This is a genomic window from Pseudarthrobacter sp. N5, assembly GCF_050157035.1.
Taxonomy (GTDB): domain Bacteria; phylum Actinomycetota; class Actinomycetes; order Actinomycetales; family Micrococcaceae; genus Arthrobacter.
The window spans coordinates 3,297,175-3,309,984 of record NZ_CP189593.1; the positions used below are offsets into that span (position 1 = coordinate 3,297,175).

Genomic DNA, 12,810 nt, shown 5'->3' on the forward strand with positions numbered 1-12,810 from the left:
CTGTTCTCCATGAGCCGCGAAGCGGGGAATAAGCGCACGCGCCTGCCAGTGCGCAAGGGCACCTCAGCCATCACCGTCACCGGGCTGACCAAGAAATTCGGGAACCGGGAGGTGCTGCACGGCATCGGCTTCGAGGTAGAGCGCGGATCTGTATTCGGCGTGATCGGGCCCAATGGAGCCGGGAAGACCACCACCATGCGGTGCCTGCTGGACATCATCCGACCCACCTCCGGTTCGTCCCGGGTGTTGGGTGAGGATCCCCGGACGGCAGGGCCCGAGCTACGTCGCAGGATTGGCTACCTGCCGGGCGAGCTGTTTCTGGAAGGCCGGATCAGCGGACGCAAGCTCCTCTCCCACTACGTGGCGATCAGCGGTCCCGTGAAGCGAGGCCGGATCGATGCGCTGGCAGAACGGCTGGACCTGGATCTGGACCGCCACACCCGCAAGCTCTCCAAAGGCAACAAGCAGAAGCTGGGCCTGGTGCAGGCTTTTATGCACGATCCCGAGCTCCTGGTCCTCGATGAGCCCACCAGCGGCCTGGACCCGCTGGTGCAGCAGGAGTTCCATGCAATGGTCCGTGAAGCAGCTGAGCAGGGCCAGACGGTGTTCCTGAGTTCGCATGTGCTCAGCGAGATCCAGCAGGCGGCGGACACCGTGGCCATTTTGCGCGACGGCCAGTTAGTCACGGTCGCCTCCGTGGACGAACTCCGTGAAAGCGCGGTGCGGCATCTGCGCTTGAGCGCCACCGGAATTGACCCGCACGACGCCGGTGCGCTGCTCAGCCGGGTACCCGGCATCGGGCATCTTGAGGTGCTGGTGACGGACGGCGTTGTCGAGCTTTCGGCCACGCTGGAAGGTGCCATCCAGCCGCTGATTCAGACACTGGCCTCGCTGCACCTGACAGATCTGGTGCTGGAGGAGCCGGATCTGGAGGAATCGGTGCTGAAGATGTACGGCACCCTCGGCGGTAAGGGCGGCCGGCAGTGAGCAAGTCACTCCCCCTTTTCCGCAGGGCGCTTGTGGATTCCTGGCGTTCCACGGCGGCTTGGGCTGCTGGTCTCGCCGCCGCCATCTTCCTGTATTTGCCGCTGTACCCGTCCATTGGCGGCAGCGCGCAGATGCAGGACATGATCAATGCCCTGCCGCCGGAAATGACCAAGGCACTTAACTACGACCAGATCGCCACCGGTCCCGGCTATACCCAAGGCACCCTCTTCGGGCTGATCGGTTTCCTGCTGATGACCATCGCATCTGTGGCGTGGGGCGCTGCCGCCGTAGGCGGAGACGAGGAATCTGGTCAGCTGGAGCTGACGCTCGCCCACGACGTTACCCGAGTCCAGGTGGTGCTGGAACGGGCGCTGGCGCTGCTGCTGCGAGTGGTCCTGCTGGCCGCCGTCGTGTTTGTCCTGGTGCGGCTACTGAACGATTCCGCCCAGCTCGGGATTACACCCGAATACCTGTTCGGCGCGTCGGTATTGTTCGCGGGACTGGCGCTGCTCAGCGGAACGGCGGCCCTGTTTGCGGGGGCCCTGTCCGGCCGGCGTACCTATGGCCTGGCTGCCGGCGCCGCCGTCGGCGTGCTGGGTTATGTGTTCAACGCCGTGGGCCGTCAGAGTGCGGAGGTCGAGTGGCTCCTTAAGCTGAGTCCCTACCATTGGGCGTACGGCAACTCGCCGGTGGCCAACGGTGCCGACTGGGCCGCCGCCGGATGGCTGTGGGGCACCTCGGCAGCGCTGGTGGCACTGAGCGCCGTAACTCTGCACCGGCGCGACGTCGGCGCGTAGTTTGGCTTTTGTCCTCGCCGTGCGGGGACCGGCTAGGCCCAGCCGTGCGGGGCCGGCCGTCGGGCACCCGGCAACGCGTTCGTCTCGCGCCACTCGTGGATCCACTCAGGCAGCTCCAGGTCGGCAGGCGGTTCGCCGAATTCGCGCAGGATCTCCTCCTGGCTGACCGGCTTACCCCGGCTGACCAACCGGGTGGCAATGTAGGCGCGTGCGTAGATTTCGCCGTCCACCACCATCCGCTGCTCAAAATAGATGGCTTTGGCATCCAGCCCGATGATCTTGGACTCGATGGTGTACCGCTGCCACAGTTGCAGGGATTTCCGGAAGGCGATGGTCTCGCCGGCGGCCACCGGACTCCAGCCGCTCCCGCGCATCTTTTTCCAGACGCCGCTGCGAACCATGAGGTCGAAGCGGCCCAGATCCATCAGCGAGAAGTACATGCCGTTGTTGACGTGCATGGCGATGTCGATGTCCGTGGGGAGGACCCGCAGGGGTAGGGATGACGTGTCCCAGATGCTCAGGGGCGAGCGCCGGGCCGAGGTGAACAGCATCATGAGGGTGCGCAGAAGCAGGTGCATAAAGCAATATTACCCATGAGTAACTTGAAGTGGAAGCCGCCCCCGCCTGGGCATCCGCTGCTGTTCCCAACGTTGTGGCTGCGTTCACCGGCAGTTCATTCCCTCCCAGCACAATGTCACAAATACAACGTCAGCGGCGAGCAAGGAGTCCGTGTGAGTACAACCGAAACCGTTGCAGCACCAAGCGGCCTTTGGCCCGAGCTGCCCCTCAACCAGGAGCTGATCCTTGCAGACAGCAGGGGCCGCCGGATCGTGGGGACCCTGGACGGCATGACAGAGGACCGCAGCACCATCTGGGTTCAGCTGCTCGGCGGACTTGGCCGGCGCCTCGTGCACCATCAGGACGGGTACTGGCTGGAAAACGCCCGCTCCTGAGACCACGGGCGGGCTGAACCCGCAAGCGGCGGGCTGAACCCGCAAGCGGCGGTCCGCCCGGCGCTCGGCCTAGCTGTATTAGCCCGCCCGAACATTGACCGTACCGTCGGCGAGGCACCCCGAGCCGAGCCCGCTGCACTGTCCCGTGCCTGCCCTCATCCGGCAGCCCTGCCCGTTAACAAGTACCGGCCACGCAATACGGGGGCCCGGGCGCTCCGCAGGTCTCGACCGCGAGGAAACAAGTGTTCTTCCTGGGCAACCGAGTACGACCGCCGAGCGTGCAAGTATTCCCTGGACAAGAGTCAGGTAACGCCTACTCGTGCGGAATGTATCCCACAATTCATAAACTCGATATTCCTAGGGCCGACAAATGATTAGTCATCTGTCGTATTCGTCTCATGTTTATGTGCAGTGCACCTCGTAATTAGCATACTGAGTGCTGCCCCGTGCCTGCCCATCACCGCCCTGGGCCTTCCCTCCGGTCGACCCTCAGCACCGATATCCGGGGGATACCGATGGATCAGCAGGATTACACGAGCCCTGAAAAGGGCGGAAGCCTCTCTTTCACTTCCGGTGCCAAAAGCCGTCCGATCGCCAACAAATTCAAGGCCGTCCTGATCGCAGGTACGGTGCTCGCTGCCGTCGCTGCCACTGCTGTCATCACGACGGTGGACCACTCCGTCGCTGCAATGACGACGCAGGTCTCCCAGTCCCCGTCCGCCACTGCGACCAACCCGGCGCCTGCCGTCGCGGCCGAGGTCGCGGCTGAACCCGAGGCCAGCCAGCCGGAGGTACCTGTTGCGGCAGCCCCGGCAAATAATCCTCCCCAGCCAGCGCCTGCCGGGGCACCGCGGGCACCGGCGCCCGCCGAAGGTGCGGTGCCTGCCTCAAACTCCTACACGGTGGCCGCAGGGGACACCGTGGCTTCAATCGCTGCGCGCTTCGGCCTCGACACAAACGCCGTGCTGACTGCGAACGGACTCGGGGCCTACACTGTCATCTTCCCCGGCCAGACACTGAAGCTGACAGGGCCGGCCGTCGAGATCCAGCCCGCCGCGCCTACCTCCGCGGTACCTGCTCCGGCCGCTGCGGTACCCGCCGCCGAGGCAGCCACACCGTATGTGCGCACTATCTACGTGGCGGGCGCCGGAGGCCAGGCCTTGGTGGACAGCTGCATCGGGCCCATTCACTTCACGCCGAATGACGGCTACTCACTGTTCATCACCGAGCACGACTTCTGCGGAGGGTGGGCGCGATTCTCGGGTATCGGCGTCGGCGAGACCGTGAGCATTCCCGGTTACGGAACGTACATCGTGACCGGCCGCGGACAGGTCCCCAACCCCGGCACCACCAACAATGTCGCCGCCTTGTTCGGCGGCTTCCCCAGGGCGATCCTGCAGACCTGTATCCCGGGCACCAGCCAGATGCTCCTGATCGCATTGAACTAGACAAATCGTAACCGTTGAGATCGCTTGTGCGCCGCGGCCGCCGGCGCGCAGACACGAAAAAGCCTCCGAAACCTGGTGGTTTCGGAGGCTTTTCCAAGGGTGGCAGATGAGGGATTCGAACCCCCGTAGGCGTTGCCAGCTGATTTACAGTCAGCCCCCTTTGGCCGCTCGGGTAATCTGCCGAACTTCATAAGAAGATCACTCGCGGCTTCCTTCGAAGAACGTCTGTTTCCATCCGTTCCGCTTCCAGTAACCGCGGGCAAGACAACTTTACAGAACTTCTGCCTAAGAATCGAATCGGGGCAAGAACTCGTCAAAAAGCCCGGAAAATCAGGCTTCTCCGAGGATCCGGCCGGCCAGTTTTGCTTCAAACCCGGCCGCTTGATCCTCCGTGATCTGGTTCAGGTGCACGGCTCGGAGCAGATCCGAGTGCACACCGTCCATCCGCGAGGAGGCATCGGCGACAGGGCTGAGGATGATGGAGGCGGCCATCGCGGCCGCGGCAACTGATGTGGCGGCGGCAGTGGTCTTGGTGACATAACGGACGGCCTTGCGGTGCATATGCTTTTCCCTTTCGGAGCGGCTTACCAACTGCTACAACTTTGGCCGCCCAAACTTCGTTCCCGCCATGCGTCCGCTATGAGTGAACTGTGAAAGCCGTGACAGCTTCACATCCGGCCCATCCGTACTAGTCTGGAATGCAGACATCCCCGCCCTGTCCGGGCGAAGACCCATCAGCATAAGGAGAGTCATGGCAGGCGAATCCACATTCGACGTCGTAAGCAAAGTAGACAAGCAGGAAGTTGCCAACGCGCTGAACCAGGCGCAGAAGGAACTCGTCCAGCGCTACGACTTTAAGGGCGTTGGCGCCGAGGTTGATTTCAGCGGCGAGAATATCCTCATGAAGGCAAACTCGGAAGAGCGTGTCCTGGCCGTTCTGGACGTCCTGCAGTCCAAGATGATCCGGCGCGGCATCTCACTGAAGTCCCTGGACACCGGCGAGCCCTATGCGTCAGGGAAGGAATTCCGTCTGGAGACCACCATCAAAGAGGGCATCGCCCAGGACCTGGCCAAGAAGATCAACAAGCTCATCCGCGACGAAGGCCCCAAGTCCGTCAAGTCCCAGATCCAGGGCGACGAACTCCGCGTGACCTCCAAATCCCGCGACGACCTCCAGGACACCATGGCGCTCCTGAAGAACTTCGACGAAGCCGACCTCCAGTTTGTGAACTTCCGCAGCTAGATTTCGACGAACAAACGGTCTCTCGACCCGGGAAAGGGCTGGCGACACTGGAATTCCAGAGTCGCCGGCCCTTTTTTGCGTCGCCAGGCATAACGCGCCTCGCCGGGCATAACGCGCCTCGCCAGGATGGAACGCACGACGGCGGCGCTCAGCTGAGCGGCCGGCCCGCCATCCGCTCCAGGCGGGCAATGCGTTCCTTCATGGGCGGGTGCGTGGCGAACAGTTTGGTCATGACGCCGCCCCGGAACGGATTGGCGATCATGAGGTGCGAGGTGTTGACCAGCTGCTGTTCCTGCGGCAGCGGCACCATCCGGACGCCCTGCTCAATCTTTCGCAGTGCTGAGGCGAGTGCCAGCGGATCACCGGTGAGCTCCGAACCGTCCTCGTCGGCGTCGTACTCCCTGGTGCGGGAGATGGCCAGCTGGATCAGCGAGGCCGCAAAGGGTGCCAGCAGTGCCATGGCCAGCATGCCGATGGGGTTGGAATTGCGGCGGTCGCCGCCAAAGAACAGCAGCATCTGGCCCACCGAGGTGATTACACCGGCCACGGCAGCGGCAACAGAGGACGTCAGGATGTCGCGGTTGTAGACGTGGATCAGCTCGTGCCCCAAGACGCCGCGGAGCTCCCGCGTATCCAGCAGCTGCAGGATTCCCTGCGTGCAGCACACGGCGGCGTTCTTGGGATTGCGTCCAGTGGCGAAAGCGTTCGGTGCCATGGTGGGTGACACATAGATCCGCGGCATGGGCTGGTTGGCGCGGACCGAGAGCTCCCGCACAATCTGGTGCAGTTGCGGCGCCTCGGACTCGGTCACGGGGTAGGCCTGCATGGAGCCGATGGCGATTTTGTCGCTGTTCCAGTAACCGTACGCGGTGGTGCCCACTCCGATCAGCGCCATGATCCAGATGGGTGCGGCGCTGCGGGTGCTGACACCGATCAGGCCTCCCAAGCCCAGGAGAACCGCCCAGAGGACACCGAAAAGCGCTGTGGTCTTCAACCCGTTGTAATGCTTGTGCACCGTGCCTCCAAGAGAAGTTGCCCCGCAGGGACCAATTGCGGAACCTGTTACGGAACCGGATTCGGGGCGTCGTACGTCAGGAACCCGGACTGCCAGCGGGAAACCAGCCATGCCACCGCGATGCAGAGCCCGCCTCCCAAGAGCAGAACCCAGCCCTCACTCAGCAGTTTAGTGCCGCCACCGGCCAGCATGTCCCCTACCTTGGGACCGCCCGGCCAGCACCACCAGGGTGAGCTGGCTTCCCTCGTTGGAGACGGCCGATCCCAGCCAGAGCCGGCGGAATGCCGGGCTTTTACGCAGCGGAGTCATGCCGGCCAGACGTTTTGCCACCACGTCACTCTAGCGGCGCCCGCAGACAGTATTGGGTGCCGGAGGCCGGGGCGCCCCGGTAGCCGGAACCCCGTACCGCTTGGTATCCTCGGGCGGGGGAAGGGGTGAGCACATGGGATTGTCCAGACGGCTTCTTTTCGCTTCTGCCCTGTGGGAAGTGGCACGGCCGCGCACGGCCCTGACCGCAGGCCACCTCCTGATCCGGCTGAGCAACCCGGCCACGGCCTTCGATCACCGTTCGGCTGCTGACTGGCTGCTCTGCCACAATGCGGCACGGCAGGCACTCGTTGAGGTGCTTGGGGTCCGGAGCCTGACCATGGTTTTTGCGCATCAATGGCACCCGCTCGGAGCGGCCATCGGCGAGCCTGAAGCCGAGTCCTCCACACCCACTTTCCACCTGTTCGGGCGCTGGGACGGTGAATCGATCGCCCCGGGCGCCCAGCTCCGGCTGCCCGCCCAGCGCCGGCTTCCGGTCCCGCCCGAGGATCTCAGGAAGTACGACGGCGGTCTGCGCCGGGAACTGCGACGCGCCGCTGACGCCGCCCTCACCCCAACACCGGACACCCCTGCACCTGATACCCCAGCACAGGACACCGCAGCACCTGACACGGCGTCCCGCTCCGCTCTGTTTCCCGGAGTCCGCAGTGGGGCACCCGGAAATCCAGCCGGTCCGCACCACATGGTGCTGACCCCGGAAAGGCGGATTGGCGCCATCTCAGAGGTGATGCCGCTGGAGCTGCTGGCGCTGGCAGCCGCAATCCAGAACCTGGCAGGCCAGCCCAGCGTCCGCGGCCTCAGCTGTGTGGTGCCGGACTCTGGCGCTAAAGGTGGCGCGGAAGGTGGCGGCAGGCTCGAAGTGCATGCACTGGGACGCTCGGCAGGCGAGGACCTCAATCCATTGGAATTTTTGCTTCGTTCACCGGAAATTAATGCAGCCTTATTGTGAAGTAGTCACAATAAGTGCTTCAATGGAGTCATGACGGAACATCGCGGCGGCCAGGAAGCATGGGCTGCCGCCCTGCGCGCCCACGGCCGCCGGGTGACCAAACAGCGGCTGGCGGTGCTGGCCGCCGTCGAACATCATCCGCATTCTCCGGCAGAAAGCATCCTTGCCGCTGCGCGTGCGGAACTTCCCGAGCTGACTGCCCAGTCCGTCTACGTAGTGCTCGGCGATCTCACCGATCTCCAGATGCTGCGGCGCTTCGAGCCGCCTCACTCCCCCGCACTGTACGAAACCAGGGTGGGCGACAACCACCACCACGCCATCTGCATCAGCTGCGGCCGGGTTGAGGACGTGGATTGCGCCGTGGGACATGCGCCCTGCCTGACCCCGCACTGGGATAAGAACTCAAAACCAATGACCATCCAGATTGCAGACGTGATGTACCAGGGCGTCTGCCAGGACTGTCAGCGGACCCAAAACTTCCTGCCGAACGTAACTAACAAGTAATCAAGAAATAGGAGAAAGATGACTGCGAACATCTCTGCGCCCATCTCGACTACCCAGTCGGGCGCCCCCGTCCCTTCCGACGCACACGCACAGTCCGTCGGTGCTGACGGTGCCATCATTCTGACCGACCACTACCTGGTGGAAAAGCTCGCCCAGTTCAACCGCGAGCGTGTGCCGGAGCGCGTGGTCCACGCCAAGGGCGGCGGCGCTTTCGGTACCTTCAAGACTTCCGCGGATGTTTCGAAGTACACCAAGGCAGCCCTCTTCCAGCCCGGCGTCGAGACGGACATGCTGATCCGTTTCTCCTCCGTTGCCGGCGAAGCGGGTTCCCCGGACACCTGGCGTGACCCCCGCGGCTTCGCCATCAAGTTCTACACCTCCGAAGGCAACTACGACCTCGTCGGCAACAACACCCCGGTGTTCTTCATCCGCGACGGCATCAAGTTCCCGGACTTCATCCACTCCCAGAAGCGCCTCCCGGGCACCCATCTGCGCGATGCCGACATGCAGTGGGACTTCTGGACGCTGTCCCCCGAATCCGCACACCAGGTCACCTGGCTCATGGGCGACCGCGGCCTGCCGGCATCCTGGCGCGAAATGCAGGGCTATGGCTCTCACACCTACCAGTGGATCAACGCCGAGGGTGAGCGATTCTGGGTCAAGTACCATTTCCGCTCCAACCAGGGCGTCCAGAGCATGAGCGGTGACCAGGCAGAAGAGCTGGCCGGCTCCGACGCCGACTTCTACATCCGCGATCTCCAGGAAAACATTGCCACCGGCAACCTTCCCTCCTGGGAACTGCACGTCCAGGTCATGCCTTACGAGGATGCCAAGACCTACCGCTTCAACCCGTTCGACCTCACCAAGGTGTGGCCGCACTCTGACTACCCGCTGATCCACGTGGGCACCATGGAGCTGAACAAGAACCCGGAGAACTACTTCTCGCAGATCGAGCAGGCCACGTTTGCGCCGTCGAACTTCGTGCCGGGCATCGCCGCTTCGCCGGACAAGATGCTGCAGGCCCGCATCTTCTCCTACGCGGACGCACACCGCTACCGCGTGGGCACCAACCATGCCCAGATCCCGGTGAACCAGCCCATCAACCAGGTCAACAACTACAGCCAGGACGGCGCCGGGCGTTTCCATTTCAACGCCCCGTCCGTTCCGGTCTACGCACCGAACTCCTTCGGTGGCCCGGCTGCTGTTGAGCCGGCTGTTGCGGGCGGAGGCTGGGAGAACGACGGCGAGCTGACGCTCTCTGCGCACTCCCTGCACGCTGAGGACGGCGACTTCGTCCAGGCCGGCACCCTGTACCGCGAGGTGTTCGACGACGGCGCCAAGGCCCGTCTGCTGGACACCATCAGTGGCGCCGTGGGCGGCGTGAAGAACGCCGGCATCAAGGAACGCGCCATCCAGTACTGGACCAATGTGGATTCCGAGCTCGGCGCCAAGCTGCGCGCCAACCTCGGTGCAGCCTCAACGGACTCCGACGCCGAAGCAGCCAATAAAATCGGCTGATTTGTTTTTCTGACGGCGGTCCTTCCGGGACACCGCAGCACCCCGTCACGGTTCTCCGTGGCGGGGTGCTCTTGTTTTCCACATAACGGTTCGGCGCTCTGGCCTACGCGGGCCTTGCCTCCCTATGATCGCTGCATGGACACATTCCGCGGCATCCCCTCCGCTGCCATCGGTTTTTACGCGCAGCTGGAGAACAACAACAACCGGGCCTGGTGGCTGGAACACAGGTCCACCTACGACGAGTCCGTCAAGGAACCGCTGATTGCCTTGCTGGACGATCTTGAGCCGCGGTTCGGCCCCGGCAAGATCTTCCGTCCCAACCGCGATATCCGGTTTTCGCAAGACAAGTCACCCTACAAAACCGCCCAGGGTGCATTTGCCTCGTTCCAGGAAGGCATGGGTTACTACCTCCAGCTCAGCGCCGATGGCCTGCTGGTGGGCGGCGGCTGCCATTCGCATTCACCGGCGCAGCTGGGGCGCTACCGGAACTCTGTAGACGCCGCGGGTACAGGCGAGTCCCTGCAGCGGATTGTGCACGCCATCACCGCAGCCGGATTCGCAGTGGAGGGCGAAAAACTTAAGACCGTACCCCGGGGCTTCGCCCGGGATCATCCGCGGGCCGAACTCCTGAAGCACAAATCACTATCCGCCAGCGTTACCCTGGGCCAGCCGGACTGGCTGTCAACGGCATCCGCCGCGCAGGAGATTGCACTGCTGTGGGAGGAGCTTCGTCCGCTCGTGGACTGGGTGGGCAGGCATGCCGCACCCTGAGGTGACGCATGGCAGGTCATGATCAGAGGTGTTGGCCGTCCGTGAGAAGCCGGTGGTCAAGATTTTCGAAGAAGACCGTTAGCATCAGCTCGAAGGCCATGGTGGCTTCTTCGGGCTGGTTCATCACCACAAAGTCGAACTGGAGGCCGTAGAACGTGGAGGTGAACAGGCGGGCGTCGGTATCCGCGAACTCTTCGCGTATACCCTGCACCACCAGCCAATCCCTGGCCTTTTCGTGCAGCATCCGGAAGTGCTCCTGCGAGGTTCCCCGGGGTGCGGCGGCAACGATGTCCTGGGCGGTGGCCTCAAACTCGAGCCGGGCGAGATGGCGGTTGCGCTGGGCCATGGTCCATTGCCAGGACTCCAGCAGGAACGACTTCCAGGCTTCCCTGTCGATGTCCCGGACGTCGGTGTTGCGCATGCTGTCCAGCCTGGACTCGATGGAGCGGATGATCTCGTTCACCAGCTGCTCGCGGTTACCGAAGTGGTACACCAGCACATAACTGCTGATGCCCAGACCGTCCGCCAGGCTCCGGAAGGTCAGTTCGGCCAGCGTTTTGTCCATGAGGTAATCCAGAATCGCGGACAGCAGTTCTGCCTTGCGTTCCGGTTTTGCTGGGCGACCCATGCCTACATCTTATTCGGCCCGGCGGTCAGATCTTGGCGAGGACTTCCTCGTCGGCCCCGGCCCCGTTGACGGCAACCCGCGCTTCGGCGAATTTCTCGTTGAGCCGGGAGTGGCGCTGACCGTAGGCGAAGTAGATGACCAGGCCGATCACTAGCCAGATGGCAAAGAAGATCCACGTCTGCACTGCCAGGTTGGTCATCAGGTACAGGCAAAGCGCCGCGGAAACCACAGGCAGCACCTTGCCGAACGGCACCCGGAACGCCGGCTTGAGATCCGGACGCTTCTTCCGCAGCACCAGGATGCCCAGGCTCACCATGACAAACGCCGACAGCGTACCGATGTTGATCATTTCTTCCAGGAGGTCTACTTCGGTCAGGCCGGCCACCAGCGCTACGGCGGCGCCGCAGATGATCTGCAGGCGCACCGGCGTCGAACGTTTGTCGCTGGTCTTGGACAGCGATCGCGGCAGCAGTCCGTCGCGGCTCATCGCAAGGACCACCCGGGCGAGGCCCATCAGCAGCACCATAATCACCGTGGTGAGGCCGATCAGCGAACCGAAGGCGATGATCTTGGCGGCGTCAGTGTTGCCCACAGCTTCGAAGGCTGTTGTCAGGGTGGGATTCTTGGCCTGTGCCAGCTCGGTGTAGGACACCATGCCCGTCAGGGCAAGGGACACCAGAATGTACAACACGGTAACCACGGCCAGACCACCGAAGATTCCGCGGGGAAGGGTCTTCTGCGGGTTTTTGACCTCCTCCGCCGAGGTAGCAACAACGTCGAAGCCGATGAACGCGAAAAAGACCAGGGCCGCACCGGCGAACACGCCCAGCGTGCCGTACTGCGCCGGGACTGCACCCGTGAGGAAACCGAAGAAGGACTGCTTCAGTACATCGGCGGACCCGCCCGCTGCGGCCGGTTCCGAGGCCGGCACAAACGGACTGTAGTTTTCGAACTTCACATAGGTGAAGCCCACAATGATGACAAAGAGCACCACGGCGACCTTTATCAGGGTGAAAACGTTGCCAACGCGGGCCGAGAGCTTCGTTCCAAGTACCAGCAGCATGGTAAAAACTGCAACGATCAGAAGCGCACCCCAGTAGACCTCGACGCCGCCAAGGGACACAGACGCAGGAACGTCAAGGCCTGTCAGTGCAAAAACCTTGCTGAGGTAGATTCCCCAGTACTTGGCGATCACAGCCGCAGCCGTGAACAGCTCCAAAATGAGGTTCCAGCCAATGATCCAGGCCAGGACCTCCCCCATGGTGGCGTAAGTGAAGACGTACGCGGAGCCGGCAACAGGGATAGCCGTGGCGAACTCGGCGTAGCACATGATCGCCAGTGCGCAGGTGACTGCGGCGACGGCAAAGGAAACGGTCACGGCAGGGCCGGCGAAGTTGGCGGCGGCTTTGGCTCCGACGGAGAAGATACCCGCGCCGACAGCAACGGCGACGCCCATGATCATCAGGTCCCAGCTGCTGAGCGACCGCTTCAGCCTGCGTCCGGGTTCATCGGCGTCGGCCATTGACTGCTCGATTGATTTGGTCCGGAGAAGGTTCATAAGTAGTTCCACAATCCTGATTGCGTGTTGGAAACAGACTTATCAACAGTAATGTCCATCCAGTGGACGGTACTAATTGTCCCGCATACTGAGACGCCCTCCGGGCTGGTGT

General features: G+C 63.1%; 15 protein-coding genes, 1 tRNA gene and 1 pseudogene. 9 read left to right on the top strand and 8 right to left on the bottom strand.

Annotation, left to right across the window (positions count from 1 at the left end):
* The first annotated feature begins 9 nt into the window (after nucleotides 1-9).
* Together ACQCST_RS15820 and ACQCST_RS15825 are read left to right on the top strand one after the other, a co-directional pair.
* Nucleotides 10-987 (top strand): ABC transporter ATP-binding protein, encoded by a 978-nt coding sequence (locus tag ACQCST_RS15820; protein ID WP_426996681.1) that lies wholly within the window; start codon nucleotides 10-12, stop codon nucleotides 985-987.
* Nucleotides 984-1,784 carry an ABC transporter permease subunit gene (locus tag ACQCST_RS15825; RefSeq protein WP_426996682.1) on the top strand — a complete coding sequence of 267 codons (801 nt, stop codon included), beginning with the start codon at nucleotides 984-986 and terminating at the stop codon, nucleotides 1,782-1,784. Before ACQCST_RS15820 ends, ACQCST_RS15825 begins: the two co-directional genes overlap by 4 nt.
* A gap of 32 nt (nucleotides 1,785-1,816) precedes the next feature.
* Here ACQCST_RS15825 and ACQCST_RS15830 read toward each other — a convergent pair whose 3' ends face one another.
* Nucleotides 1,817-2,362: an acyl-CoA thioesterase gene (locus ACQCST_RS15830; protein ID WP_426996684.1), complete on the bottom strand. Its 546-nt coding sequence runs from the start codon at nucleotides 2,360-2,362 to the stop codon at nucleotides 1,817-1,819.
* A gap of 153 nt (nucleotides 2,363-2,515) precedes the next feature.
* On the opposite strand from ACQCST_RS15830, the gene ACQCST_RS15835 reads away from it, so the two are divergent.
* Nucleotides 2,516-2,737, top strand: a complete 222-nt coding sequence (locus ACQCST_RS15835; protein WP_426996685.1) for a hypothetical protein — start codon at nucleotides 2,516-2,518, stop codon at nucleotides 2,735-2,737.
* Between the two features lie 515 nt (nucleotides 2,738-3,252).
* Nucleotides 3,253-4,185, top strand: coding sequence for a LysM peptidoglycan-binding domain-containing protein (locus ACQCST_RS15840; protein ID WP_426996686.1), 933 nt, complete (start codon nucleotides 3,253-3,255; stop codon nucleotides 4,183-4,185).
* A gap of 100 nt (nucleotides 4,186-4,285) precedes the next feature.
* Here the strand turns inward: ACQCST_RS15840 and ACQCST_RS15845 are convergent.
* Both ACQCST_RS15845 and ACQCST_RS15850 read right to left on the bottom strand, forming a co-directional pair.
* A tRNA-Tyr gene (locus ACQCST_RS15845) sits at nucleotides 4,286-4,367 on the bottom strand.
* A gap of 148 nt (nucleotides 4,368-4,515) precedes the next feature.
* Nucleotides 4,516-4,746 carry a hypothetical protein gene (locus tag ACQCST_RS15850; RefSeq protein ID WP_426996687.1) on the bottom strand — a complete coding sequence of 77 codons (231 nt, stop codon included), beginning with the start codon at nucleotides 4,744-4,746 and terminating at the stop codon, nucleotides 4,516-4,518.
* A gap of 190 nt (nucleotides 4,747-4,936) precedes the next feature.
* Between ACQCST_RS15850 and ACQCST_RS15855 the strand changes: the two genes are divergently transcribed.
* Nucleotides 4,937-5,428 carry a YajQ family cyclic di-GMP-binding protein gene (locus tag ACQCST_RS15855; protein ID WP_426996688.1) on the top strand — a complete coding sequence of 164 codons (492 nt, stop codon included), beginning with the start codon at nucleotides 4,937-4,939 and terminating at the stop codon, nucleotides 5,426-5,428.
* Between the two features lie 148 nt (nucleotides 5,429-5,576).
* On the opposite strand, the gene htpX is transcribed toward ACQCST_RS15855, so the two are convergent.
* From htpX to ACQCST_RS15870, 3 genes and pseudogenes are all read right to left on the bottom strand, one after another.
* Entirely contained in the window at nucleotides 5,577-6,443 is an 867-nt protein-coding gene (gene htpX, locus ACQCST_RS15860; RefSeq protein ID WP_426996689.1) for a zinc metalloprotease HtpX, read from the bottom strand.
* A 47-nt stretch (nucleotides 6,444-6,490) separates the two neighbouring features.
* Nucleotides 6,491-6,655: pseudogene (locus ACQCST_RS15865) on the bottom strand (MFS transporter); the annotation flags it as partial.
* The gene (locus tag ACQCST_RS15870; RefSeq protein ID WP_426996690.1) at nucleotides 6,612-6,773 is read right to left on the bottom strand and encodes a hypothetical protein; all 162 of its coding nucleotides are present in this window, start codon (nucleotides 6,771-6,773) and stop codon (nucleotides 6,612-6,614) included. The pseudogene ACQCST_RS15865 and the gene ACQCST_RS15870, both read right to left, overlap by 44 nt.
* Nucleotides 6,774-6,885: 112 nt before the next feature.
* Between ACQCST_RS15870 and ACQCST_RS15875 the strand changes: the two genes are divergently transcribed.
* The 4 genes from ACQCST_RS15875 to ACQCST_RS15890 all read left to right on the top strand — a co-directional run bounded on the left by ACQCST_RS15875 (nucleotide 6,886) and on the right by ACQCST_RS15890 (nucleotide 10,512).
* Entirely contained in the window at nucleotides 6,886-7,719 is an 834-nt protein-coding gene (locus ACQCST_RS15875) for a hypothetical protein (protein WP_426996691.1), read from the top strand.
* 30 nt (nucleotides 7,720-7,749) lie between these two features.
* Nucleotides 7,750-8,223: a Fur family transcriptional regulator gene (locus tag ACQCST_RS15880; protein WP_426996692.1), complete on the top strand. Its 474-nt coding sequence runs from the start codon at nucleotides 7,750-7,752 to the stop codon at nucleotides 8,221-8,223.
* Nucleotides 8,224-8,241: 18 nt separating this feature from the next.
* Complete coding sequence (locus ACQCST_RS15885) at nucleotides 8,242-9,741, top strand: catalase (protein ID WP_426996693.1); 1,500 nt, start codon at nucleotides 8,242-8,244, stop codon at nucleotides 9,739-9,741.
* Nucleotides 9,742-9,876: 135 nt separating this feature from the next.
* Nucleotides 9,877-10,512 (top strand): DUF2461 domain-containing protein, encoded by a 636-nt coding sequence (locus tag ACQCST_RS15890; RefSeq protein ID WP_426996694.1) that lies wholly within the window; start codon nucleotides 9,877-9,879, stop codon nucleotides 10,510-10,512.
* A gap of 22 nt (nucleotides 10,513-10,534) precedes the next feature.
* On the opposite strand, the gene ACQCST_RS15895 is transcribed toward ACQCST_RS15890, so the two are convergent.
* Nucleotides 10,535-11,140 (bottom strand): TetR/AcrR family transcriptional regulator, encoded by a 606-nt coding sequence (locus ACQCST_RS15895; protein WP_426996695.1) that lies wholly within the window; start codon nucleotides 11,138-11,140, stop codon nucleotides 10,535-10,537.
* 25 nt (nucleotides 11,141-11,165) lie between these two features.
* On the bottom strand, nucleotides 11,166-12,698 hold the full coding sequence (locus tag ACQCST_RS15900; protein WP_426996696.1) for an amino acid permease: 1,533 nt from the start codon (nucleotides 12,696-12,698) through the stop codon (nucleotides 11,166-11,168).
* Nucleotides 12,699-12,810: the final 112 nt, after the last annotated feature.

What these genes read in the sequence shown, in the direction of transcription:
- ACQCST_RS15820 (WP_426996681.1), top strand. Translation starts at nt 10, where the DNA reads ATGAGCCGCGAAGCGGGGAATAAGCGCACGCGCCTGCCAGTGCGCAAG.
- ACQCST_RS15830 (WP_426996684.1), bottom strand. Translation starts at nt 2,362, where the DNA reads ATGCACCTGCTTCTGCGCACCCTCATGATGCTGTTCACCTCGGCCCGG.
- ACQCST_RS15840 (WP_426996686.1), top strand. Translation starts at nt 3,253, where the DNA reads ATGGATCAGCAGGATTACACGAGCCCTGAAAAGGGCGGAAGCCTCTCT.
- ACQCST_RS15850 (WP_426996687.1), bottom strand. Translation starts at nt 4,746, where the DNA reads ATGCACCGCAAGGCCGTCCGTTATGTCACCAAGACCACTGCCGCCGCC.
- ACQCST_RS15855 (WP_426996688.1), top strand. Translation starts at nt 4,937, where the DNA reads ATGGCAGGCGAATCCACATTCGACGTCGTAAGCAAAGTAGACAAGCAG.
- ACQCST_RS15875 (WP_426996691.1), top strand. Translation starts at nt 6,886, where the DNA reads ATGGGATTGTCCAGACGGCTTCTTTTCGCTTCTGCCCTGTGGGAAGTG.
- ACQCST_RS15880 (WP_426996692.1), top strand. Translation starts at nt 7,750, where the DNA reads ATGACGGAACATCGCGGCGGCCAGGAAGCATGGGCTGCCGCCCTGCGC.
- ACQCST_RS15885 (WP_426996693.1), top strand. Translation starts at nt 8,242, where the DNA reads ATGACTGCGAACATCTCTGCGCCCATCTCGACTACCCAGTCGGGCGCC.
- ACQCST_RS15890 (WP_426996694.1), top strand. Translation starts at nt 9,877, where the DNA reads ATGGACACATTCCGCGGCATCCCCTCCGCTGCCATCGGTTTTTACGCG.
- ACQCST_RS15895 (WP_426996695.1), bottom strand. Translation starts at nt 11,140, where the DNA reads ATGGGTCGCCCAGCAAAACCGGAACGCAAGGCAGAACTGCTGTCCGCG.
- ACQCST_RS15900 (WP_426996696.1), bottom strand. Translation starts at nt 12,698, where the DNA reads ATGAACCTTCTCCGGACCAAATCAATCGAGCAGTCAATGGCCGACGCC.